Genomic DNA, 21,367 nt, shown 5'->3' on the forward strand with positions numbered 1-21,367 from the left:
TCCGAAAAACTCGGGACGATTCATCGATTGTATGCGGTTTATTGAATGGCTAGAATCAACTCTGACGGATGTAATTCGTCACTGCAGCACAACAATGGTGGATGTGCGAATCGTTTCCTTGCTCCTTGTAACGTAAGCTCTCAATTCGTGCATCTACCGCCTTATTTCTAAACTTGTTTTGATTTCTCGACTGACTCAATATCACTTATATATCTTGCTTCATCCTCTTTAGATATCATCTTCCAACTTGATAATCGATATATGGAATCAGCCACAATCGGTTGAAGATATTTCACTACAAATTTATCATTCGAAGTAGTGAATTGAGAAAAATGCTTATATAAGTTGATTAGAGACAATCCTTTGACTCTCACTTGTGAAATAAATAAAAAGTACCTTCCATATCCTGGATGTTTTGCATCAAGATCAGATGGAGTAAGGACTTTATAATTTCCTACATCAAGTATGTGTAATATTCGCATTGCCTCATCTAATGACCTGCTTTTATCAGAGACATTTCCTTTAATAAAGAATACAGAGTTTAAGCTTATAGCTTCAGGCTCGGATGAGTGATTAAATGGTCCATTAGTTATTCTCTCGAACGCCTCATGTGCACTATCAAATCTTGCTAATAGCAGTTCTAATCGGTGCGCGTTCTGCTGATCCCTAAACTGGATTCGTTGATAATTTAATGTAATAACTAAAGCAATAACTGATCCTATAGTAAGTAAAGGAGTTACTATGCCACTGTAATAGTTAGCAAAATCGGCAAAATCCATGGGACTGCCTATGGAATAGCCATGAAAGAACCATATAAAAACTATTACAGGTAAAATTAATATGACGAATGAAATCAGTACTATTAAAAGGAACTTTTTTGAATAAATTTTCCTCAGCAGGCCCGGCATACTTTTTATCCTTGCAATCGTTTGACATCGCCCATTAAAACGCCTAATCTTTAATTTCACCAGCTAAATCTGGTGCCGGTTTTAGCAGACTGGAATAAACCAAAGACGCACAGCGCGTCGAGTACGCGTTTTTTTGTGCCCATAGTTTATGGTGGGTGTGCGTGGGAGCCCTTCGGGGCTGCCGGTTCTCTTTGGTTCCCGGTCTGCTAACCCGCGTACATCCATCACCCTTATTTAGCAGTATTGGTGATGGTTTCTAAAAAAACCAAAGGAGACATCAGCATGTCTATGCAACAATATTCCCGCCTGCGCTTCGTTCAGGCTATTTCACAATTACCCGCTAATGAAAACGTTAAACCAAAGTTCGCCACCGGCCATGTCTGGGGCTGGCGTGACAGTATGGATGCCCACTAATTATCCAACTGACCAATGGTATTCTTTTCACTTGTGGTGGTATTACACCCATGGAACGACGCTCAGCAATTGCTGCAGGTTCAGTTGGCCATCAGGTTGAGTTTTATCACTTTGGCTTTGATATCCAGGGCAAACCTATCGATCCACGCTTTAAGACATTAGTCATTGATACCACACGACCAATGTTGATGATAGGTGATGGCCATGAGTGAGCTAACCACCTATGCCAATCCGGCAGAGCTTTATGGCCAACCAATCCGTATGGTCATCGATGAGCAGAAGATGACATGGTGGTCATTGGATGATTTGGTGATGGCTACAACTGAGCATCCTGAGGACATGAATGAGTATCGTGAGTCGATGGCGATTCAATGTGTTGAAAAACTGATTGGTACACATAATTGGTACACAATAAGCGCTAAACTATTATATGCCGTTATTCGCTATATATTGCCCATGCAGACAAATAACACTTTGATTTGACTCATTCGTAACTAACTCCGTAGCTCGGCCAGTAATTGTGAAATCATGGCGTCGGCCTGACCGAGGTAGCCGCCACCAAACAGGTTGAGATGATTAATAATATGATAAAGGTTGTAAAGCGTTTTGCGTGTGCGATAGCCTGAGTCGACAGCACGAACATTGCGATAAGCCGCATGAAAATCGCCGCCAAACCCCCCAAATAATTCGGTCATCGCCAAATCGGTTTCGGCATCACCGTAGTAACAGGCCGGATCAAATATCACCGGATTACCCTGTTCATCACCGGCAGCATTTCCCCCCCACAGATCACCGTGCAACAGGGAGGCTTGTGGCTGATAATCGGTAAAAAAGGCGGGCAACTCATCAATAAGCCGTTCGCCATTTTTTTGCAGACTGCCTCTGAAACCATTGCTTGCAGCAAATTCCAGTTGTTTACCCAAACGCTGCTGTTGCCAGAACTCCACCCAATTATTTGAGCGATCATTTAATTGTGGCGTGCTGCCAATGGTATTATCCATGTGCCAACCAAAATAGGGTTGGGGCTGTTGGTGGAGCAGGGCCAGTTGTTCACCGAGTTTGGCATTCGCGCCACCGCGCATGCCGCCTAAAGCAATATATTCCAGCACCAGATAACTATGTCCATCAGCGGTGCCGAAACAGATTACTTCCGGGACTCGCACAGCATTCAATGCGGCCATCTCCTGCAGGCCCTGCGCTTCTGCGACAAACATATCCGCCAGGTTTGGGCTATTTACCTTGATAAAGAATTGCTTGTCGGGCGTTTTCAATTGATACGCTGTATTAATGCAACCTCCTCCGATGGAAGACAGTTGATGCGGATGGCAGCTTAGTCCGGTGACGCTTTCAATTTGCTGAATAATTTCATTGAGTTGAGCCATGAATTTCTCCATCAAAGATGAGCAGGCGGTTTAACCATGCTAAGCTGAAACGGTAATTTTGCCAAAACATTCAAGGAGTTTGTCAATGTCTACTGATACCGAGGCCACGCCACAAAGCCCCAAACAGCAAGTGGCAATCAAAGCCGCTGAAATTGTCGACAATGGCATGATTGTGGGGCTGGGGACAGGATCAACAGCGAATCTTTTTATTGATGAATTGGCTCGCCGTCAACGAGAAAATCAACTGGATATTCAAGTGGTCGCCAGCTCTGTGATCAGTCGGGTTAAGGCCGAACAGGCCGGGCTTAGAGTTATGGCCATAGAGCATCTGTCGCATCTGGATATGTATGTCGATGGAGCAGATGAAGTCACCAGCGATATGACTTTACTGAAGGGCAGAGGGCAGGATCTGGTTTGTGAAAAGTTGCTTGCCAGTCATGCCACAGCCTTTTATGTGATGGTCGATGAAAGCAAAATGGTGAACAAAATAGGTGAGAAAAATGCCATTCCAATTGAGGTAATCCCGCAGGCAGCACAGCTGGTATTGAATCGCTTGTCCAAATTACAGGCCAAAGGCAGTTTGAGATTAAATGCCGCGGGTGACAATGTTGCTTACAGTGCGGCAGGGAATTTGATTCTGGATATGCAGTTTACGACGTTTGAAACCGCACAGATCAATGCTTTACTGACAGTGATGCCGGGAGTAGTTGAGCATGGGATTTTTGCTGATGTTGCCAAAGCCGTGTTTGTTGGCTCATCTGACGGCGTCAAGTTATTGCAGGCCTGAATAAAAAAGGGCAGTGATCAACACTGCCCTTTCAGCAAACAGATAACGTAATTGGTTTATTTTTTTAATTCTTCAAGAATGGTTTCGGCTTTGGATTTACCAAACTCACCCGAACCTTCAACACCAATGTATTTCACTTCGCCATCGGTAATGATCATCGCTGCACGGAATGAACGTACACCCATTCCACCACCGGTTAAATCACGATCCAGACCTAATGCTTTAATATATTCCGCACTACCGTCTGCCATCATGCGAACTTTGCCATTGGCCTTTTGTTCACGACCCCATGCCGCCATCACAAATGCATCGTTCACCGCTAAACACCAGATTTCATCAGCGCCAGCGGCTTTTAATTCTTCAGCATGTTCAATAAAACCGGGCAGATGTTGAGATGAGCATAAAGGGGTAAAAGCGCCGGGAACCGTGAATAAAACAATGGTTTTGCCTTTTGCCATTTCACGTACATCCATCGGAGATGGATTCATCGGGCAGCCATTCTGAGGATCAAACTCCACACACTCTGTGAGTTTGCCATCGGGTATTTGTTGTCCAACTTCGATTGTCATAATCTCTCCTTATGGATAAATAAGCTGACTGGTTAGCATAAGCCATCTGTCAGGAGATATAAACACTGATTATTGCAGGGACTTTCAAGTTTGGTGCAATCAACTTAAATCGTTATGATGGATAGCACAAATGATTGATGGAGAAAAAAATGACGGCAGATAAAAACATTCTGAACTGGGGCATTCTCGGTGCAGCGCGTGTCACTGAAAAACTCATACCAGCCATTACGCAAGCCAGCAATGCGCGGTTAATCGCTGTGGCTAGCCGTCGTAAAGGGGCTGCAGCGGAAGTAATTGAAAAACTGGCCCCGGCAGATAACGGTATTCAGGCCTGGGATGACCCTGAAGCTTTATTAACGCATCCTGATATTGATGTGATCCATTTACCAATGGCCAATGAAGAACATGCTGAATGGGCATTAAAAGCGATTGCTCATGGCAAGCATGTGTTGATTGAAAAACCGATGGCTCTCACGGTTAAAGATATTGATGCCATTACCCAGGCTGCTAAAGAAAAGGGCGTGACGGTGATGGAAGGGTTTATGTATCGTTTTCATCCTCAGCATGATGCAGTTCGGGAGATTATCGAATCTGGTGTTATTGGCGAAGTCAGAACCGTCAGTAGCCGTTTTGCCTTTCCAATGAAACCGGCACGTTTATACCGGGTTAATCGACCCATTGCCAATGGTGGTGGAGCAATGTGGGATATTGGCCCCTATGCCATTCATACTGCCAGATTATGGTTTGAAGAGGAGCCCAAAGCCGTTACTGCGGTGGCTAATCTAAATGAGCACGGTGCTGACTTAAGTCTGACCGGTATTTTTGATTATGGTGAAGGAAAATTCGCCCAGTTTGAGATGAGTTTTCAACATGCCCGCCGCAGTGTCTACGAAATTATTGGCACTTTAGGCGGAGTCACCTGTCATGCCACCTGGCAACCGGCTGACGAACCCGCCAAGATTTCGTGGTGGACCGAGGCGGGCCAACATGAAACGGTTGAAGTGCCCGCTGCCGATCAGTTTGTTAACGAAATCGAACATTTTTCCAATTGCGTGTTGAATAATAGTGCTCCATTACTCAGCCTGGAGGATGCCCGGGCTAACTGCAAAGCGATTGTGGCTACATTGCAGTCGGTTAAAGAGGGCAAAATGATAAAACTGGATTAACAAAAAAGGCTGCACATTGATGCAGCCTTTCTATTTAATCAAACCTGGAATTTATCGACAGTAGTTTTGAGCCGTCCGGAGAGCAAGGCAAGTTGCTCAGCAGTTTGTGATATTTGCTCACTGATTTCGGCTCGGTCTTTTGCCATTTGTGAGATTTTGTCTATCTGGCTGTTAATTTGCTGACTGTCCTCACTTCCCTGGGCTGCTGCCGAGGCAATATTTTCAATGACATTATTTGTCTGCTGAGCGCCGGCGTTAATTTGCAGCAGGGATTGACCTGCTTTTTCGACCAGTTCCACGCCGTGTTTTACCAGTACTTCACCTTGATCTGCATGTTTAACAGCATTCTGCGTTTCCGATTGGACTGCGGCGATAACTTCTCCAATCTCTAATGTGGCCTGGGAGGTACGCTCGGCTAATTTGCGTACTTCGTCAGCTACAACGGCAAAACCTCGTCCCTGTTCACCCGCCCGTGCGGCTTCAATCGCGGCATTTAATGCCAATAAATTGGTTTGAGCTGCAATATCCTGAATCACTTGAAGAATGCCACTTATTTCGTCAGAACGTTCGCCGAGATTGGTAACCGTAGACGCCATATGTCGAACGGCTTCAGCAATTTGATTAATACTGTTAGCAGCTTCAGCCACAACCGCCCGACCGTTTTCTGCAGAATGTTGTGCGGTTTTGGAAATTTCCTGAGCTTCAGAAGCATTATTGGCAACTGACTGGATAGTGGAATTGATATGGCTAATTTTCTGAACGATATCATCTACCACTTGTTTCTGTTTGACTGAACCGGTGGCGACGCGATCGGATATATCCGTTAGCTGATTGGCAGATTCTGAAGTTTTTTGGGTATGTTCCAGTAAATCACGAATAATATTCTGTAAGTTATTCATAAACTTATTAAAGGCACTGGCCACCACGCCTATTTCATCATCGGCATTCACTATTGGTAACCGTTTGGTTAAATCGGCCTCACCCATAGCCAGATTGCTCATCGACGTTTCCAGTCCGTTAAGCGGCAGCAGTAAACGGCGGGTTAACAGACGAATGGCAATGGCAGAAATAATTACCAGAATAATGGCAAATATCATGCTTTTAGTCACCAGCTCGCCAATAATGTCGAAAAACCGTGCTTTTTCGACACCGACATACAAAATGCCGATGACTTCACCCTCATTATTCAGAATAGGCTCATAGGCAGTAAAGTATCGTACTCCCAGAATATCTGCTTCACCATGAAATGGCTGCGCCTGTTTTAAAACTGTGTCGTAAACTTCTCCTGGTGCGAGCTTTGTACCAATGGCCCGCGTGCCATCGTCTTTAATCACATTGGTCGATATGCGCGTGTCATATTGAAAGATAGTGGCCGTACCGCCCACTAACTGTTTGATTTTATCGACGACAGCATAATCCTGATCAATGGGTTGGCCATCTATCAGTAATTGGTTGTTTTCCAGACTGAATTGCTGGCCTTGTTGCTCTAACACTGACCAGGCTACCCGCATATTGCTCTCCTGGTTTTCCTGAGCTTGCATGTATAAACCCTGACTCAGGATATAGGTAGTGGCGCTGACAATAATTAAGGTTAGCAACAGGCTGCTCACCACATTGGAGACAATGAGTTTCTGGTATAGCTTCATATTCTCTCATCCTAGTGTACTGATTTTTATAGAATAACTATGGCCCTTGATAGTTATCGTCCGCAGTAACTTTTTAATGAGTTTTATATTCTATTAAGTAACTATTTGGGGTGAGCTATATGTCCAGAAGTGAGGTGTAAAGCGATTAAACGGCGTTGTTAAACAAAAATGCCACTTAATGAAAAGTGGCATTTTCTATGGTCTTGAAGTGAATGATTTAACTTGCAGTTTTAAATTTACTGATGGATTGTTGCAGTGCATCAGCCAGTTGATTCAGTTCAGTACTGAGTGAAGAAATAGACTGTGATCCCGCTTCCGCCTTATCAGATACATCGGTAATCCTGCGAAAGTTATTGTTAATTTCTTCAGCGACGGCTGACTGTTGTTCGGCGACACTGGCTATCTGAGCATTCATATCATTGATGGCGGTAACTGAACGGCTGATGACCTCCAAAGATTCACCGGCATGTTCTGCCTGGGTGACACATTGATGGGCTTTGTTTTTGCCTTCTTCCATGACTTTCACTGCGATTACCGTTCTACTTTGAGTCTTTTCAATTAATTTCTGAATATTGAGCGTCGACTCTTTGGTACGGCTGGCGAGACCACGAACTTCATCAGCAACCACGGCAAAGCCTCTGCCATGTTCACCAGCACGGGCCGCTTCAATAGCAGCATTCAATGCCAATAGGTTGGTTTGTTCGGTAATGTCTGCAATAACTTCAACAACGGTGCCAATTTGTTTGCTGTCTTCGGAAAGTTCATCAATAACTCTGGCAGCTTCTTCTACTTTTGCCGCCAACTCTGCAATGCTGGTAAGTGTTTTGGCTACTTCCTGATTACCATTAATTGTCTCTTTATCCGCTGTTTGAGCTTGCATCGCAGCCTCACTGGTCAGACGTGCAATCTCTTGTACTGAAGTGGAAATTTCACTGATGGCATTGGCCCCATCTAGCGTTTGCTGTTTCTGGTCAATGACTAAACTCTGATTATCTGCCGAAGTTTGATTCATTACTTTTGCCGCATCTGATACTTGTCCTGCGGATGAGCTAATGGCTTTCATAATATGCGAGAGTTCGCTCGACATAGTGCTTAGTGCACCGACAATACTTTTAGGAAACTTTGTTTGAGCTTGTTGAGTTAAGTCACCTGAAGCAAATACTCTGATTAATTGAGCTGCTGAATCAGGCTCACCACCAATGGTTGAATACAATCGGCCAATCAATCGATAGCTGACAAAGATGGCAATGACGAAGGCGATCAGCGTCACCGTAATCATTAATGCCATAAATCCCCCGGTTTGCTGACGTATATAGTCAACCTGATCGCTGATGGTGGCTTCCTGAAAATCAATAAATTGATTTACTGCTTTCAACCATTGTGTGTAAGCAGGGGAGGTATTCAGTAACAGATAATCCTGTGCTTCATTATCCCGACCCTGATTAATCAGCTGTATGGTTTCTGCGGTGTGGGAAAGCGTTTGTTGTTCAATGGTTTTAATATTATCCAGCAGCGTTTTTTCCTGAGCGGTAAATTGCTGAGGATTATTGGCCATTGCTTCCAGGCTTATCGCTGATTCTGCATAGAACTGTTCTAAACGTTCGATATCCTGAAGATGCTGCTGGCGCTCGGCACTGCTGTCACTTAACACCACATCCCGAATCGAAATGGCCCGGTCGTGAACACTGCCTCGAAAATTAATAGCAGCCCGTTGTTTTACGGTATCAACCTCATTGATTTTACTCATAGTACGGTCAATTTTACTGACTTCATTAATCCCGATAATGGCGATTAACACCATTAAACTTAAAACGATGCCAAAGCCGAGTTGAAGCCTGTTTTTAATAGTCACTGAATATTCCTGATATGCGTAAACGTGCACGACATTGCGTAGTTAGCTGATGAAGCTGGCGATTATCTTTCAACACATGTGAGATTTATGTCAAAGCGGTATTATCGATGCCGTTTTAAATTATTGCTTCAGGAAATTTCTCTTTGGTCTTGGCAATTGTGGATTAAAGGAGAACGCAATAACTGCTTAGAAAGACACTATCGAAACAACTTCGCACTTTTTTCGGAGTTGGAATGGATCCTACGCATTTTAGTTTTATTTAAGAAGTTCATAGAATGTCGTTAGCATGGATTTTTTTGAATGCTGTCGGCATTTACAGCACGCCAGTAATACATCGAATAAAACAAAACATTTATTTCACAAAGACTTATGGTTTGGTACCGTAGAGTTAAAACGTTATGATAGTCAAAACAAATTGATTTAGTTGAAGTAAGTAATCCACCCATCCTTACCTAAAATCAGCACCGTTACGCTATTTAAACAGAAACAATTAACAAACTTCTTAAGGCGCAATAAAGCCATAGATGAATTCGAAATTGTAAGGTTTACATGTCCCTATTCTCAAAATTTTTCCCTCAGTTAGCCAGTATCCGTAGTCGTTTAGTTTTGTTGGTTTTGTTAAGTTTGGTTCCAGTTGCATTGGTATTAATCTATTCAGCTTTGGAAAATCGACGACTCACAGGTGAACAGGCAATTAATAAATTGTCCACGATTGTTGAATTGATTCACAACGATTTCGAAGATGCTATTTATGCCTCTTCTCAGTTATTAACCTCATTGTCATTAACACCTGAGAAATGGCTTAAAGCTTCTCCACAATGTAATCAGCAGTTGGCCAATCTGAGTAAACAATTTGCCAGTTACAGCAATATTTATTCGGTGGATCTCAATGGGGAAGTCATTTGTACTGCAACAAATAATGAGACAACGATAAATCTGCTGGATAGGGATTACATTCAGAATTCCTTGTCTGGTGGAGCAATTATTGTTGGTCAACCCGTAGAAGGAAAAATCTCCAAGCAAATGGTCATGCCAATAGCGCTGCCTTTATATTCATCAACGGGTGAAATTATGGGTGTCGTTGGCGTTAGCATCAATCTTTCCCTTTTTCTCAATCATAATCTTCGGTCGCATTCTCTCAACAGCAAAAGTCTAAATAATGTCACGGCGACTTTATGGCAACCAGATGGAACAGTACTGGTCAGAGCACCGGACCCGTTCTCTATGACTGGGCTGCAAGCTCGTGAAAGTGAATTGTTTCAAACGCTCATTGGTAACACGACTAATCGACAGACAATGGAAGTACGCGGGCTGGATAATACACCGCGCTGGTATGCATTTGACCAAATTGGTCTTGGTGAATCCAATATTTTATTGAGCGTAGGTCTGCCAACGGAGGAGTTATTTGCGGAAGTCGATGCTATTTTTTGGCGAACATTAAGTGTACTGGCGGTGGTTAGCCTTTTAGTTATTCTCGCTGCATGGTTTATCGCTGAGCTCGCAGTGCGTCGGCCGGTGAGCAAGCTGGCAAGCCTGGTTGAACAAGTGTCAAGCGGTCAGCGTGGTATTCGTATTGGACAAATGGTCGGGGCCAGTGAATTAAAAACACTAGCCCACAACTTTGACTTAATGGTTAGTTATCTGGAAAGTTACGAAAACAAACAGGCTGCCAATCAGCAAGCTTTGACACAAGCCAAAGAAAGTCTTGAACTTAAAGTGCAGGAACGGACTCTGGCACTGGAGTCGGCCAGTCGTGAAGCTATTGATAGAGCTAAGCTGCTGGAAAAACAACGACTTGAAATTACTGTTATGAATGAGCTGACTGACATGCTGCAGTCCTGTCATACATTGGATGAAAGTTGGCCAATTATTGGGCGGTCTCTTACCCAATTGTTTGAGGATTTAGAGGGGACGATTTATACCTATCGGGATAGCGGTAATGCTTTAATGCATGGTGTCAGCTGGGGGAAAAAAGCGATCGAAAAACATGATGGCTTTGCCCCTGACGATTGCTGGTCTTTAAGATTGGGCCGTAGCTGGCAATTTGAACCCGAAGGACTTCATACCCGTTGTAATCATATTGCTGAGACAGAGCAAGGTGCTTATATTTGCATTCCTATGCTGGCTGATGGCAAAACACTTGGAGTATTACATCTTCAACTACCCAATAACGACGGAAAGCAGGTTTTTGTTGAGCTTGCTCAATCGGCTGCTGCACGATTGGCCCTTGCCTTATCCAATATCAAACTAAGACAGACGTTACGTAACCTGTCTATAAAAGACGTGTTGACCGGATTGTATAATCGTCGTTTTGTTGAAGAAATATTTGAGCATGAAGTCGCGCGCTGTCGTCGTAATGATAAATCTTTGTCAGTACTGATGATCGATGTTGATCATTTCAAACGTTTTAATGACAGTTTCGGTCATGATGCTGGTGACGTGGTTCTTCGAGCCGTGGGCTCCCTGTTGAAAGAAAGTTTCCGTAAAACTGATTTTCCATGTCGTTTAGGTGGGGAAGAGTTTTTGGTCATTCTTCCTGAGTGTGATGGCAATGCGGCTTTCAAGGTTGCAGAACAATTAAGACTAAAAATCAGTGAGCTTGTATTGTTTCATCAGGGTAAAGCTTTGGATGGGGTGACAGCATCAATTGGTGTAGCCACTTGGCCAGAACCGTTGAAAGACGAGCATATATTGATTGCTGCTGCTGATGCCGCTCTTTACTCAGCAAAACATGCTGGCCGTAATCAGGTGCACACTGCCGAAAAGAATGATGCATTAAAAAAGGGATAGCTGTTGACCGGGAGCCTGGAATAAATCCTGCCTTAAAGGCGCTAATTTAGAGTCGATCTGAAGTTTTTTAGTGATATTTCGAAAGCGTTGGGCTAACAGATCAGCAAATATCCCTTCACCGCGCAGGCGGTGACCAAAGCGCGGATCGTTGTTTTTACCTCCACGTAAGTCATGGATTCGGTTCAGAATGTGCTGGGCCTGATCTGGTCGGTGAGTTTGCAGCCAGTTTTCAAATAATGGGCTTACCTCAAGGGGTAATCTGAGCAGAATGTAATTAACATCCAATGCGCCTGCATCGGTAACAGCTTTCACAATATTTTCCAGTTCGGCATCGGTTAATACGGGTATAACCGGGGCAATCAATACCGTCACCTCGATGCCTGCAGCACGTAAGGTTTCAATGGTTTGTAGTCGTCGTTTCGGCGCGCTGGCTCTGGGCTCCAATACACGCGATAGCGCTGGATCCAATGTGGTTACTGAAAGATGTACCCGAACCAGATTTTGTCGGGCCATTTGCTGCAGAATATCGATATCCCGTTCAACCATAGATGACTTGGTGACGATATGACAGGGATGGCAGGTTTCATTCAACACTTGCAGGATCTGTCGGGTGATTTGATATTCGCGTTCAATGGGCTGATAGGGATCGGTGTTGGCTCCCAATGATATTGGCGAACATGAGTAGCTTTTTGCAGCTAACTCTTTTTTGAGCAAAATGGCAGCATTGGGTTTGGCCGTAAGTCTGGTTTCGAAATCAAGGCCAGGCGATAACCCTAAATAGGCATGTGATGGCCTTGCATAACAATAAATACAGCCATGTTCACAGCCCCGGTAGGGATTAATTGATTGGCTAAAAGGCAGATCCGGGGATTGATTACGGGTGATGATGGTTTTGGGTTGTTCAATCTCCACCGTTGTTTTGGGTGGATTATCTGGTTCCTGAAACCAACCATCTTCAACCGTTTCACGCTGATGGGCGTTATAACGTCCATCAATATGAGCAGATGTACCGCGTCCTTTGATGGGATCTTTATGACTCAAAGTTAATCAGACAGATAGTATTCCACTGTAGAAACCACCCGAACCTTTTTGATATGCGGATTATTATTATCGCGGGCGCTGATACTGAATTGACCTTGCGAGGCTTTGCGGATTTTGCCTAGATTGCTGTCAGAATCCTCGGCAAATTTTTCGGCAACTTCACGGGCATTTTCGGTAGCTTCTTCAATCATTTCCGGCTTGACTTCGTTCAGTCGTGTAAACAGATATTCGGTCTGTGCCATATAGTTATTACCCGCTAATACCAGCCCTTTTTTGCCCAGATCGGCCAAATCTGTCATTGCCATACGAACCGCTTCAATATTTTCTGAATAAACGGTTATTGTCTGGTTTGCGGTGTAACGAAATTCTGCCCTTGGGCCACCACCGTATTGCTGGGCTGATTTATCGGTAATCGAAGGAGCGTTAAAAGTGATTTCAGCTTCATCAATGCCACGTTGGAGCAGAAAATCACGAACTTTACTGCTGTTATCTTCGACAGTCCGATAAAGCTCCGGCAAATCATTGTTGGCTTCAATAAACTGAATAGGCCAAATCACCACATCAGCAGGGTAGTCACGTTCAGATAAGCCTTTTACCGTGACGCTGCGTTCGAACTGTTTAAAATCGATCAACGCCTTGCCAAGTTGAAATCCCAGCAGTGTCAAGCCCAGAAATAATGCGCCACCTAAAATCAATGCGGTCGATTTGGTTTGATTGGCCATATCCTGAACTCCCATAGAATCAGCGATGATCGGTAAAGTGTTCTCTTGCATAGGCGACGCGGTCAGCGACACTCATTCTTCTCTTATGACTAAGACTTTCTATCTGGCGTAGTCGTGGCAGCAAGCCTTTGCCATTGGCAATCTGGATGGTCAGTCCAGGCCGGGCATTTAATTCAAGTAGCATTGGCCCTTTAAAACGATCCAAAACAATATCTGTGCCTAAGTATCCCAGCCCTGACATTTCATAGCAAGATACTGCCAGTGTTAATACTTCTTCCCAATGCGGGACCTTCAAAGTCATCATATTCAATCCGGTATCCGGATGTAATAGAATCGGCTTGTCAAATTGTACGGCCCGCAGAGCATGACCATCACCTATATCCAGTCCAACACCGACCGCACCTTGATGCAGATTGGCTTTACCATTGGAATCTGCGGTGGATAAGCGCATCATCGCCATGACTGGAAAGCCCCGGAAAACAATAACACGGGTATCCGGTACGCCTTCATAGCTGAAGCCGCTGAAGCAATCATCAAAGTGAATCAAATCTTCAATAATGGCTACATCGGCTCGGCCGCCCAGTGAGAATAGACCCGCCAGAATATTGCTGACATGGCGTTCCAGATCACTAATAGTGGCAAATTGACCGTTAGACTTCCGGTAACCTTCTTCACTCTGACGAGTAATTACCATGATGCCCTTACCGCCTGATCCGTGGGCTGGTTTGATGCAGAATCCGCTACTACAGCGCTGCAGAATCTGACTTAATTCTTTAACCGCATGCTGTTCACTGATAACGCCAATTAAATCAGGGACTTTTACCCCGGCCTCTAGGGCCAGTTCCTTGGTCTGAAGCTTATCGTCTACTAATGGAAAAAGATGCCGGGGATTGTAACGGCTAATATAGGAAACATTACGACGGTTCATCCCCAATACACCGATTTTACTCAGTGCACCGGGATGCGCGTAACGTTCACGCATGGTTTGGAACCAGTTCATTTTTACTGCTGGCTCGCTCATGATTTGTCCAGTTTGGTTAACGGTTTAAAGCGTTTTAACTCCAGTAAACGATAGCCGGTGTAACTTCCTGCCACCAGGGTCAATCCCATCAGGATGAATTGAATTCCCATGAAGTTGAAGGTCAAGTGACGCACCCAGTCCAGATTCATTGCCATATAAGCCAAAATGGCCACCAACAGAGAACCGCCACCCTGAATCATGACTTGTTTGGCACCTTCTTCTTCCCAAAGAATCGACATACGCTCAATGGTCCAAGCCAGAATGATCATCGGGAAGAAGGTGATTTTCATACCTTCAGTCAGGCCAAATTTATAGGCGATGATGGAGAAAATGGCGATCATGCCAATAACCATGATGATTACCGCGGATATTCGGGCTACCAGTAATAGATTCAGGTAGGACAAATAGGAGCGAATCATCAGTCCCACACCGACAATCAATAAAAAGCCAATCAGACCGGTCAGCAGACTGGTTTGAATAAACGCCATGGCGATCAATACCGGCATAAAGGTACCGGAGGTTTTGATACCGACCAGAATGCGCATTAATACAACGATTAAAACACCAACCGGGATCAACAAAATGCCTTTGAAAATGGCCTGCTCTTCCAGCGGAAGTGTATATAACGAGAAATTCAGCCATTCATTATCGGCAAACTTTTGATTTAACGCGATATTAAAAGGTTGTTCCTGAGAGATCATTGAAAAGGAAACCTGAGCATTTGTCGCCCCAATGACTTCCAGTACCGGTCCGGAGTGATATTGCCACAACAACATATTTTCCGCTTGACCCTGCTCACCTGTTTCAGGATTGAAGATGTCATATTCTTCCCCCTCAAACACCTGAATATATTCAATTAGCGACTGTCGGCGACGGCCATCCTCAAGTTCTAATGCATGGATACGCCTCGCTGGTACACCTGCCTCCTGTAGCAATTGTGAAATCCAGGCTGTTCTGGGTTTGACCTGTGCCAGCAGTTCAGCGGTTTGTTGTTGATTATTAAACTCATGTATTAACTCCCGAGCCAGCGTGTAATTGGATGATGAACGTTCTATTGCACGATCGAGAATCATTTGTGCTGCAGTAGCATAGGGCTCTTTTTCGACATTCGGTTTAGCGCTTGGAATGACAACCTGTTCGTCTGGAATGGCAAAAGGATCAACCAGCATATCTACTTTGTAATACAGAGACTGGTTACCAGTTGCCTCACGAATTGACCATTCAGCATAGGTACCACTTTCACGTTCAACAAAAGAAAGCCCATAACCCGGGCTGGCCGTCTGTTGGTTCAGCTGTGTAAAACCGGGTTGGGTATTTGGAATGGCTAAACGCGCCGTTACCGGATTTCCATCAGCTTCAAAATCTACCTTGGCTTCAATTGACCAGGTCTGTCTTTGCTCACCGGGAAACCACGGAATATCAAAAGCAATATGCCGGTGCAGAGTTAACGCAGTACCGGCAAGAAACAGCAGACTTACCAGAATATAAAAAGGCGTACGTGATGCCATGATGAATCCTTATTCTTCGTCTGATGCTTTAGGGTTAGCCTGCTTGGCTTTTTTCGGTATCGCCGATGCACGATCTTTGAGGATTTCGGGTTTTGGCTGAACATTTTTCTTAGCCACATCCACCACCGCGATATCTTTTAAAAATTCACGACCCAACAGAATCGGATAACTCATATGCGAGCGATCGGTCAGGGTGAACTCTGCGGTGTCCGTCATGTTACCAATACGAATGGTCAGTCTTACCACTGGGCGTTTATCAAGTTCGTTGGTCGAGGACTGGCGAATATTCGCTATGCGGGCAATGGGGGCTTCCACTTCGTAACTATTGTCGCTGCCTTCTTCCGGAACAATGGTGAAACGCGCCCATTTTTGTCCATCACGCTCCAGAGTAATAATATCCTGAGCTGTCAAAGATGATGTTGTGGCGCCTGTATCGACTCGCGCAGGAAACACCCGATTTACGGCTTCAATCCACAACCATTCTGTTTGGCCCAATACCAGTTTGTCATTTAACGTCATGGGTGCCGCTGGTGGACAACTGCTGGTTTCCATTGGCTGAATAGCTTGTACTGACTGAACAACGGCACGTTTAGCCAGTGTTTCATTCAGTTCTGCAACTTGATCATTAAGCTGATCAAGCTGTTTACGGGTAATTTGTTGTTCTTTGGAAAATGACTGTAGCCCAGACTGGTGTTTGTTCTGGTTATCAATGATTTTCTGGCACTGTTGGCGAACCTGAGTTTCCATTCGTGATTCAGTGTCGCTAAGTGCGGATTTTAATTGTTCATTGGAAACAGTCGGGCGTGACTGGTTTTGAATACAAGCAGTGGTCAACAGACTTGATACCAGGATGATGAATGGAAGTTTTAGTTTGAGCATGTCTTTCCTAAATCTTAAAACGGATTATAAAGTCAAAACGCGTTTATCAAGTTCGGCTTGATTGGGCTGCATATTATGAAGTATTCCCGGTTAACCCGGCGACTTTTTCTCGGCCAGTAAATGCACGTAACGTCCCATATCACGATAGGTTGGCATTCGGCAATATTGCTGCTCTAAAGCCAGCAATTCCTGTTCATTTGTCTGGCGACGAGTCTCAGAGTTCAAATAATCACTAAACACGCGGATTCCACTGTGTTGTTTAATGTCAAAACCCTTATTTTGTAAAAACTGAATCAATTCAAATGGGTATTGCGGATTGGGTGGGCTGAGCTTGTTACCAACACCAATATAGCGATCATTGAGAATTGGTTCCAGTCTCCAGCCACCACGAATGATATTTTTGTAAACCATAGCGTTACGATTATAGAACATCAATGAGAGATAACCACCGGGTTTAACGCGATCCATGACCTGTTTCAGCGTTTCCAGGGGAGTTGCCAGCCATTCCACAACGGCGTGACAAATTACCAAATCAAACGCTGCCAGTTGCGGCGCCAATTGTTGAATAGAGGCATGGTGAAAACTGGCTTCCAGTCTTGCCTGAGCAAATTCCTGTCGCGCCTGACTTAACAGTTTTTCAGAGATATCACACAATGTCAGCTGGTGACCAAACCCGGCTAACCATAAACTCATCTGCCCGGCACCACAGCCAGCATCCCAGATTGTTAATGGTTTTGCCTCGGTAAACTGCTGTAAATCCTGTTTAAGGATCTCTAATCGTAACTGGCCTTTAGCTGTGTCATAAATTCGCGCATTAAATCGCTCAGCCAAATCGTCGAAATTTCGATCCTGTTGCATCAGGCGGCCGGTTTAAGCAGGTTATCCAGCAGGGTATCTATAACCATGATCCGACTTTCCGCGTCCGGCATGTTATCGGTAAAGCGTAATTTATCCTGACCATCCAGTTTGAAGCGAGAGGGTTGTTTTTGAATCAACTGGATGATGGTCATCGGTTCAACCTGAGGTTCTTTATCAAACAGCAAACGACCCCCTTGATCATAAACATCAATCTTGCGAATACCGATGGTTTTGGCTTTAAGGCGCAACTCATGTACAGCAAATAAGGTTTGTACTGGTTCCGGTAACAAACCAAACCGATCAATCATTTCCACCTGCAGTTCGCGTAAAGCTTCTTTATCTGCCGCCGCTGCAATGCGTTTATATAACACCAGTCGGGTATGCACATCAGGCAGATAGTCGGATGGAATCAATGCGGGCACATGCAGATCGATTTCCACTGTGTGGCGCGCCATATTATCCAGATCCGGCGTTTTGCCTGATTTCAATGCATTGACCGCACGTTCCAGCAGTTCGTTATATAAGGTAAAGCCAATTTCCTGCATCTGGCCGCTTTGCTCATCACCCAATAATTCACCGGCACCACGAATTTCCATATCGTGGGTCGCGAGGGTAAAGCCTGCCCCCAAGTCTTCAATTGATTCAATCGCTTCAAGACGTTTAATAGCATCCGCTGTCATGGCCTGTTGCGGTGGGGTAATCAGATATGCATAAGCACGGTGATGTGAACGACCAACACGACCACGGATTTGATAAAGCTGTGCCAAGCCTAATTTATCGGCTCTGTCGATAAAGATAGTATTGGCAGTTGGTACGTCGATACCAGTTTCAATAATGGTGGTGCAGACCAGCACATTAAAACGCTGATGGTAAAAGTCGAGCATTACTTGTTCCAGCTCACGTTCACGCATCTGACCATGGGCTACGGCAATGCGCGCTTCAGGCATTAAGGTTTCCAGTTCGCGTGCGACCCGATCAATGTCTTCGACCTTGTTATGCAAAAAGTACACTTGTCCGCCACGTTTGATTTCACGCAGCATGCCTTCACGTATTTTGTCGGCATTCCATTGCAATACGAAGGTTTTGATTGCTAACCGGCGTGCCGGTGCTGTGGCAATAATCGATAAATCACGAATGCCGGAGATAGACATATTCAAGGTACGGGGAATCGGTGTCGCGGTTAAAGTGAGGACATCGATCTGGGCACGATATTTCTTCAGCTGTTCTTTCTGTGTGACACCGAAACGATGTTCTTCATCAAGAATAAACAAGCCCAGTCGTTTGGGATCAATATCCTGCTGTAATAATTTATGGGTACCAATGACAATATCGGCAGTCCCTTCGCTGATCGCTGATTTAACATCATCAAGCTGTTTCTTACTGCGGAAACGGGACAAAACTTCAACGCGCATGGGCCAATCAGCAAAACGATCTTTGAAGTTTTCATAATGCTGTTGAGCGAGCAGGGTGGTGGGCACCAGGACCAAGACCTGTTTGCCTGATTGAACTGCTAAAAATGCGGCGCGCATGGCGACTTCGGTTTTACCAAAGCCCACATCACCACATACCAGCCTGTCCATCGGTGTTTCTGATTGCATATCAGCAATCACCGCATCAATCGCATCCTGTTGATCGGGCGTAGTTTCAAACGGGAATGCCGCGGAGAAGGCTTCATATTGTTCATCGGGTGATTGCATCGGCGGTTTTTTGTTGGCAGCGCGTTTGGCATAAATATCGAGTAATTCTGCTGCCACATCACGTACTTTTTCAGCTGCACGGCGGCGCGCTTTTTCCCATTGCGTAGTACCAAGTTGATGTAACGGAGCAAGTTCAGGTGCGGAGCCGGAATAGCGGCTGATTAAATCCAATGAGGCCACGGGCACATAGAGCTTGTCGCCCTTGGCATATTCCAATGTGACATATTCAGTGGCGACATCACCAACATCCAGTGTTTGCAGACCCAGATAGCGGCCAACACCATGATCTTCATGCACCACGGCATCACCAATGGTCAGTTCAGCAAGGTTTCGGATGATGGCATCGGAGTCACGTTTTTTACGGCTACGACGTCGGCGTTGCATAACCTGTTGGCCGAACAGCTGGGTTTCAGCCACCACCGCAATGTTTTCAACTTGCAGTAGCAAACCCTGTTCGAGTGGAGCCACGGTAATGCATAGCGGAGCATTTTCGTTAATAAACGCATCCCAGTTGTCGACGACTTTGGGCTGCAGCTGGTTTTTACGCAATAGGTCCAGCAGGGTTTCACGACGTCCTGCCGATTCGGCAGCGATTAAGATTCGGCCGGAAAATTTATCGATAAACTGATGTAACGCTTCACAGGGACGATCCTGCTTGGAGTTCAGCGGTAAAGATGGTGGCATTACCGTGGCATAGTTGCTGTTACCTGCCGAGCCATCCAATTCAAAGTTCTGGCATTGCAGTCTTTGCCATTGTTTGAACTGACTGAATAATTCTTCTACCGGCACAAACACATTGATCGGGGGTAACAATGGTCTTTCTGGATCAACACTATGCTGACGGTAACGGATCTGGATTTCCTGCCAGAACAGTTCAGCAGCATTAAAGGTGTCATTGAGCTGTACTAACAGCGTGTTATCCGGCAGATAATCGGTGAGTCGGGCAGTTTGCTCGAAAAATAGTGGCAGATAAAACTCGATACCGCCCGGCATATTACCGGCACTGACTTCCCGGTAAATCAAACTGCGTTGCGGATCCCCATCGAAATACTGACGGAATTGTTTACGGAATAACGCAATACTGTCGTCACTAACTGGAAACTCTCGTGCAGGTAACAACTGAATCTGATCAATGGAGTCGATGGATCGCTGGGTTTCCGGATCAAAGGTTCGAAGCGTATCAATTTCATCATCAAATAAATCAATACGGTAAGGATGCCGACTGCCCATTGGAAACAAATCGATAATCGCACCGCGAACCGCAAACTCACCGTGCTCAATCACCTGGGCAACATTCCGGTAACCGGATTTTTCCAGTTTCAATCGCCATTGTTCAATATCAAACTGATCGCCAATCTTCAGTTCCAGGTGGTTGCCATCGAGAAATGCTCGCGGTGCAATGCGCTGCATTAGGGTGGCAATCGGCACCAGTAAAATGCCGCGTTTAAAGTCGGGTAGTTGATGTAATGTCTGCAGTCGTTCTGAAACAATATCCTGATGCGGCGAAAAGCTGTCGTAAGGCAAGGTTTCCCAATCCGGGAAATGCAATATTGGCAGCTCGGTATCGCCCAGATAAAAACGAATTTCCAGTTCAAGCCGATGGGCGCTGGCAACATCATCAGTGACCACTAATAACGGACCATTATGTTGCTGAGCCGCTTTAGCTAACAGCAAACCCTGTGCACTACCGTATAATTGTCCGGCACGAAGTTGATCTTTGGCTGATGCTGGTAAGACAGGCTGAAGCAAATTAGCTGGCAAGAGTGATACCCTGATAGTGAAATGATAAAGCGCGTTATTTTCCCACAATTGCCCGATCACAGCACTCGTGATTTCGGAGGAAGATAATGTCCTTACAAACAATAAGTGTTAATGCTATAGTCAAAATTTTTGCAACGAAGCGGAGATGGAACATGGGGAAACGTACGGAAAATGTTGTGTTATTAAAAGTTATTGGCACTGCTGAGTTATTAGCTGCCTTGGCCATGTTTTATTTTTATCACGAAAATGTACCTGCAGTAATCGGTGGATTAATTTTACTGGGTTTGTCTGCTAACAGTTTTTATCAGGCCCATAAATGTTATCAGCGCCAATATTCTCCACGAAAAGACGATAATTCTTAATTAC

The 21,367-nt window shown here is 44.9% G+C and carries 19 protein-coding genes; 7 read left to right on the forward strand and 12 right to left on the reverse strand.

Going from position 1 to position 21,367, the window contains the following annotated elements; genetic code table 11:
• Window positions 1–167: 167 nt before the first annotated feature.
• On the reverse strand, window positions 168–779 hold the full coding sequence (locus tag B4F66_RS00005) for a hypothetical protein (protein ID WP_292355817.1): 612 nt from the start codon (window positions 777–779) through the stop codon (window positions 168–170).
• A 411-nt stretch (window positions 780–1,190) separates the two neighbouring features.
• Here B4F66_RS00005 and B4F66_RS00010 point away from each other — a divergent pair, with 411 nt between their 5' ends.
• From B4F66_RS00010 to B4F66_RS00020, 3 genes are read left to right on the forward strand one after another with little or no spacing between them, the layout of a single operon-like run.
• Complete coding sequence (locus tag B4F66_RS00010) at window positions 1,191–1,322, forward strand: hypothetical protein (protein ID WP_292355815.1); 132 nt, start codon at window positions 1,191–1,193, stop codon at window positions 1,320–1,322.
• Window positions 1,323–1,372: 50 nt separating this feature from the next.
• Entirely contained in the window at window positions 1,373–1,534 is a 162-nt protein-coding gene (locus tag B4F66_RS00015) for a hypothetical protein (protein WP_292355813.1), read from the forward strand.
• Window positions 1,527–1,805, forward strand: a complete 279-nt coding sequence (locus B4F66_RS00020; RefSeq protein ID WP_292355810.1) for a hypothetical protein — start codon at window positions 1,527–1,529, stop codon at window positions 1,803–1,805. Before B4F66_RS00015 ends, B4F66_RS00020 begins: the two co-directional genes overlap by 8 nt.
• Window positions 1,806–1,816: 11 nt before the next feature.
• Here B4F66_RS00020 and B4F66_RS00025 read toward each other — a convergent pair whose 3' ends face one another.
• The gene (locus B4F66_RS00025; protein ID WP_292355808.1) at window positions 1,817–2,704 is read right to left on the reverse strand and encodes a fructosamine kinase family protein; all 888 of its coding nucleotides are present in this window, start codon (window positions 2,702–2,704) and stop codon (window positions 1,817–1,819) included.
• 85 nt (window positions 2,705–2,789) lie between these two features.
• On the opposite strand from B4F66_RS00025, the gene rpiA reads away from it, so the two are divergent.
• Window positions 2,790–3,491, forward strand: coding sequence for a ribose-5-phosphate isomerase RpiA (gene rpiA / locus B4F66_RS00030; protein WP_292355806.1), 702 nt, complete (start codon window positions 2,790–2,792; stop codon window positions 3,489–3,491).
• Between the two features lie 56 nt (window positions 3,492–3,547).
• Here the strand turns inward: rpiA and B4F66_RS00035 are convergent, their stop codons facing one another.
• The gene (locus tag B4F66_RS00035) at window positions 3,548–4,060 is read right to left on the reverse strand and encodes a peroxiredoxin (protein ID WP_292355804.1); all 513 of its coding nucleotides are present in this window, start codon (window positions 4,058–4,060) and stop codon (window positions 3,548–3,550) included.
• A 149-nt stretch (window positions 4,061–4,209) separates the two neighbouring features.
• Here B4F66_RS00035 and B4F66_RS00040 point away from each other — a divergent pair, with 149 nt between their 5' ends.
• Window positions 4,210–5,226 carry a Gfo/Idh/MocA family protein gene (locus B4F66_RS00040; protein ID WP_292355802.1) on the forward strand — a complete coding sequence of 339 codons (1,017 nt, stop codon included), beginning with the start codon at window positions 4,210–4,212 and terminating at the stop codon, window positions 5,224–5,226.
• A 38-nt stretch (window positions 5,227–5,264) separates the two neighbouring features.
• Here the strand turns inward: B4F66_RS00040 and B4F66_RS00045 are convergent, their stop codons facing one another.
• A complete protein-coding gene (locus B4F66_RS00045; RefSeq protein ID WP_292355800.1) occupies window positions 5,265–6,872 on the reverse strand; it encodes a methyl-accepting chemotaxis protein in 1,608 nt (535 codons plus the stop codon).
• A gap of 217 nt (window positions 6,873–7,089) precedes the next feature.
• Window positions 7,090–8,724 (reverse strand): methyl-accepting chemotaxis protein, encoded by a 1,635-nt coding sequence (locus tag B4F66_RS00050; protein ID WP_292355798.1) that lies wholly within the window; start codon window positions 8,722–8,724, stop codon window positions 7,090–7,092.
• A gap of 549 nt (window positions 8,725–9,273) precedes the next feature.
• On the opposite strand from B4F66_RS00050, the gene B4F66_RS00055 reads away from it, so the two are divergent.
• Window positions 9,274–11,514 carry a diguanylate cyclase gene (locus B4F66_RS00055; protein WP_292355797.1) on the forward strand — a complete coding sequence of 747 codons (2,241 nt, stop codon included), beginning with the start codon at window positions 9,274–9,276 and terminating at the stop codon, window positions 11,512–11,514.
• Here B4F66_RS00055 and B4F66_RS00060 read toward each other — a convergent pair.
• From B4F66_RS00060 to mfd, 7 genes are all read right to left on the reverse strand, one after another.
• The gene (locus B4F66_RS00060; protein ID WP_292355795.1) at window positions 11,500–12,555 is read right to left on the reverse strand and encodes a PA0069 family radical SAM protein; all 1,056 of its coding nucleotides are present in this window, start codon (window positions 12,553–12,555) and stop codon (window positions 11,500–11,502) included. The two genes, B4F66_RS00055 and B4F66_RS00060, sit on opposite strands and share 15 nt — an antisense overlap.
• Before the next feature lie 2 nt (window positions 12,556–12,557).
• On the reverse strand, window positions 12,558–13,328 hold the full coding sequence (locus tag B4F66_RS00065) for an SIMPL domain-containing protein (RefSeq protein WP_292355794.1): 771 nt from the start codon (window positions 13,326–13,328) through the stop codon (window positions 12,558–12,560).
• Complete coding sequence (locus B4F66_RS00070; RefSeq protein ID WP_292355792.1) at window positions 13,297–14,298, reverse strand: alpha-L-glutamate ligase-like protein; 1,002 nt, start codon at window positions 14,296–14,298, stop codon at window positions 13,297–13,299. The genes B4F66_RS00065 and B4F66_RS00070 overlap by 32 nt, the downstream gene beginning before the upstream one ends.
• The gene (locus tag B4F66_RS00075) at window positions 14,295–15,806 is read right to left on the reverse strand and encodes an inactive transglutaminase family protein (protein WP_292355790.1); all 1,512 of its coding nucleotides are present in this window, start codon (window positions 15,804–15,806) and stop codon (window positions 14,295–14,297) included. The genes B4F66_RS00070 and B4F66_RS00075 overlap by 4 nt, the downstream gene beginning before the upstream one ends.
• Window positions 15,807–15,815: 9 nt before the next feature.
• Complete coding sequence (locus B4F66_RS00080) at window positions 15,816–16,685, reverse strand: ATP-dependent zinc protease family protein (protein ID WP_292355788.1); 870 nt, start codon at window positions 16,683–16,685, stop codon at window positions 15,816–15,818.
• A 90-nt stretch (window positions 16,686–16,775) separates the two neighbouring features.
• Window positions 16,776–17,543: a methyltransferase domain-containing protein gene (locus tag B4F66_RS00085; protein WP_292355786.1), complete on the reverse strand. Its 768-nt coding sequence runs from the start codon at window positions 17,541–17,543 to the stop codon at window positions 16,776–16,778.
• The gene (mfd, locus tag B4F66_RS00090; RefSeq protein WP_292355784.1) at window positions 17,543–21,001 is read right to left on the reverse strand and encodes a transcription-repair coupling factor; all 3,459 of its coding nucleotides are present in this window, start codon (window positions 20,999–21,001) and stop codon (window positions 17,543–17,545) included. Before mfd ends, B4F66_RS00085 begins: the two co-directional genes overlap by 1 nt.
• A gap of 152 nt (window positions 21,002–21,153) precedes the next feature.
• On the opposite strand from mfd, the gene B4F66_RS00095 reads away from it, so the two are divergent.
• Window positions 21,154–21,363 (forward strand): hypothetical protein, encoded by a 210-nt coding sequence (locus tag B4F66_RS00095; RefSeq protein WP_292355782.1) that lies wholly within the window; start codon window positions 21,154–21,156, stop codon window positions 21,361–21,363.
• The last annotated feature ends 4 nt before the right edge of the window (window positions 21,364–21,367 follow it).

This window comes from Methylophaga sp. UBA3603, from assembly GCF_002375335.1.
Classification (GTDB): Bacteria; Pseudomonadota; Gammaproteobacteria; order Nitrosococcales; family Methylophagaceae; genus Methylophaga.

Excerpts from the sequence above, each read along its gene's own strand:
- B4F66_RS00005 (WP_292355817.1), bottom strand. The coding sequence starts at position 779 with ATGGATTTTGCCGATTTTGCTAACTATTACAGTGGCATAGTAACTCCT.
- B4F66_RS00010 (WP_292355815.1), top strand. The coding sequence starts at position 1,191 with ATGTCTATGCAACAATATTCCCGCCTGCGCTTCGTTCAGGCTATTTCA.
- B4F66_RS00015 (WP_292355813.1), top strand. The coding sequence starts at position 1,373 with ATGGAACGACGCTCAGCAATTGCTGCAGGTTCAGTTGGCCATCAGGTT.
- B4F66_RS00020 (WP_292355810.1), top strand. The coding sequence starts at position 1,527 with ATGAGTGAGCTAACCACCTATGCCAATCCGGCAGAGCTTTATGGCCAA.
- B4F66_RS00025 (WP_292355808.1), bottom strand. The coding sequence starts at position 2,704 with ATGGCTCAACTCAATGAAATTATTCAGCAAATTGAAAGCGTCACCGGA.
- rpiA (WP_292355806.1), top strand. The coding sequence starts at position 2,790 with ATGTCTACTGATACCGAGGCCACGCCACAAAGCCCCAAACAGCAAGTG.
- B4F66_RS00035 (WP_292355804.1), bottom strand. The coding sequence starts at position 4,060 with ATGACAATCGAAGTTGGACAACAAATACCCGATGGCAAACTCACAGAG.
- B4F66_RS00040 (WP_292355802.1), top strand. The coding sequence starts at position 4,210 with ATGACGGCAGATAAAAACATTCTGAACTGGGGCATTCTCGGTGCAGCG.
- B4F66_RS00045 (WP_292355800.1), bottom strand. The coding sequence starts at position 6,872 with ATGAAGCTATACCAGAAACTCATTGTCTCCAATGTGGTGAGCAGCCTG.
- B4F66_RS00055 (WP_292355797.1), top strand. The coding sequence starts at position 9,274 with ATGTCCCTATTCTCAAAATTTTTCCCTCAGTTAGCCAGTATCCGTAGT.
- B4F66_RS00065 (WP_292355794.1), bottom strand. The coding sequence starts at position 13,328 with ATGCAAGAGAACACTTTACCGATCATCGCTGATTCTATGGGAGTTCAG.
- B4F66_RS00070 (WP_292355792.1), bottom strand. The coding sequence starts at position 14,298 with ATGAGCGAGCCAGCAGTAAAAATGAACTGGTTCCAAACCATGCGTGAA.
- B4F66_RS00075 (WP_292355790.1), bottom strand. The coding sequence starts at position 15,806 with ATGGCATCACGTACGCCTTTTTATATTCTGGTAAGTCTGCTGTTTCTT.
- B4F66_RS00080 (WP_292355788.1), bottom strand. The coding sequence starts at position 16,685 with ATGCTCAAACTAAAACTTCCATTCATCATCCTGGTATCAAGTCTGTTG.
- B4F66_RS00085 (WP_292355786.1), bottom strand. The coding sequence starts at position 17,543 with ATGCAACAGGATCGAAATTTCGACGATTTGGCTGAGCGATTTAATGCG.
- B4F66_RS00095 (WP_292355782.1), top strand. The coding sequence starts at position 21,154 with ATGGGGAAACGTACGGAAAATGTTGTGTTATTAAAAGTTATTGGCACT.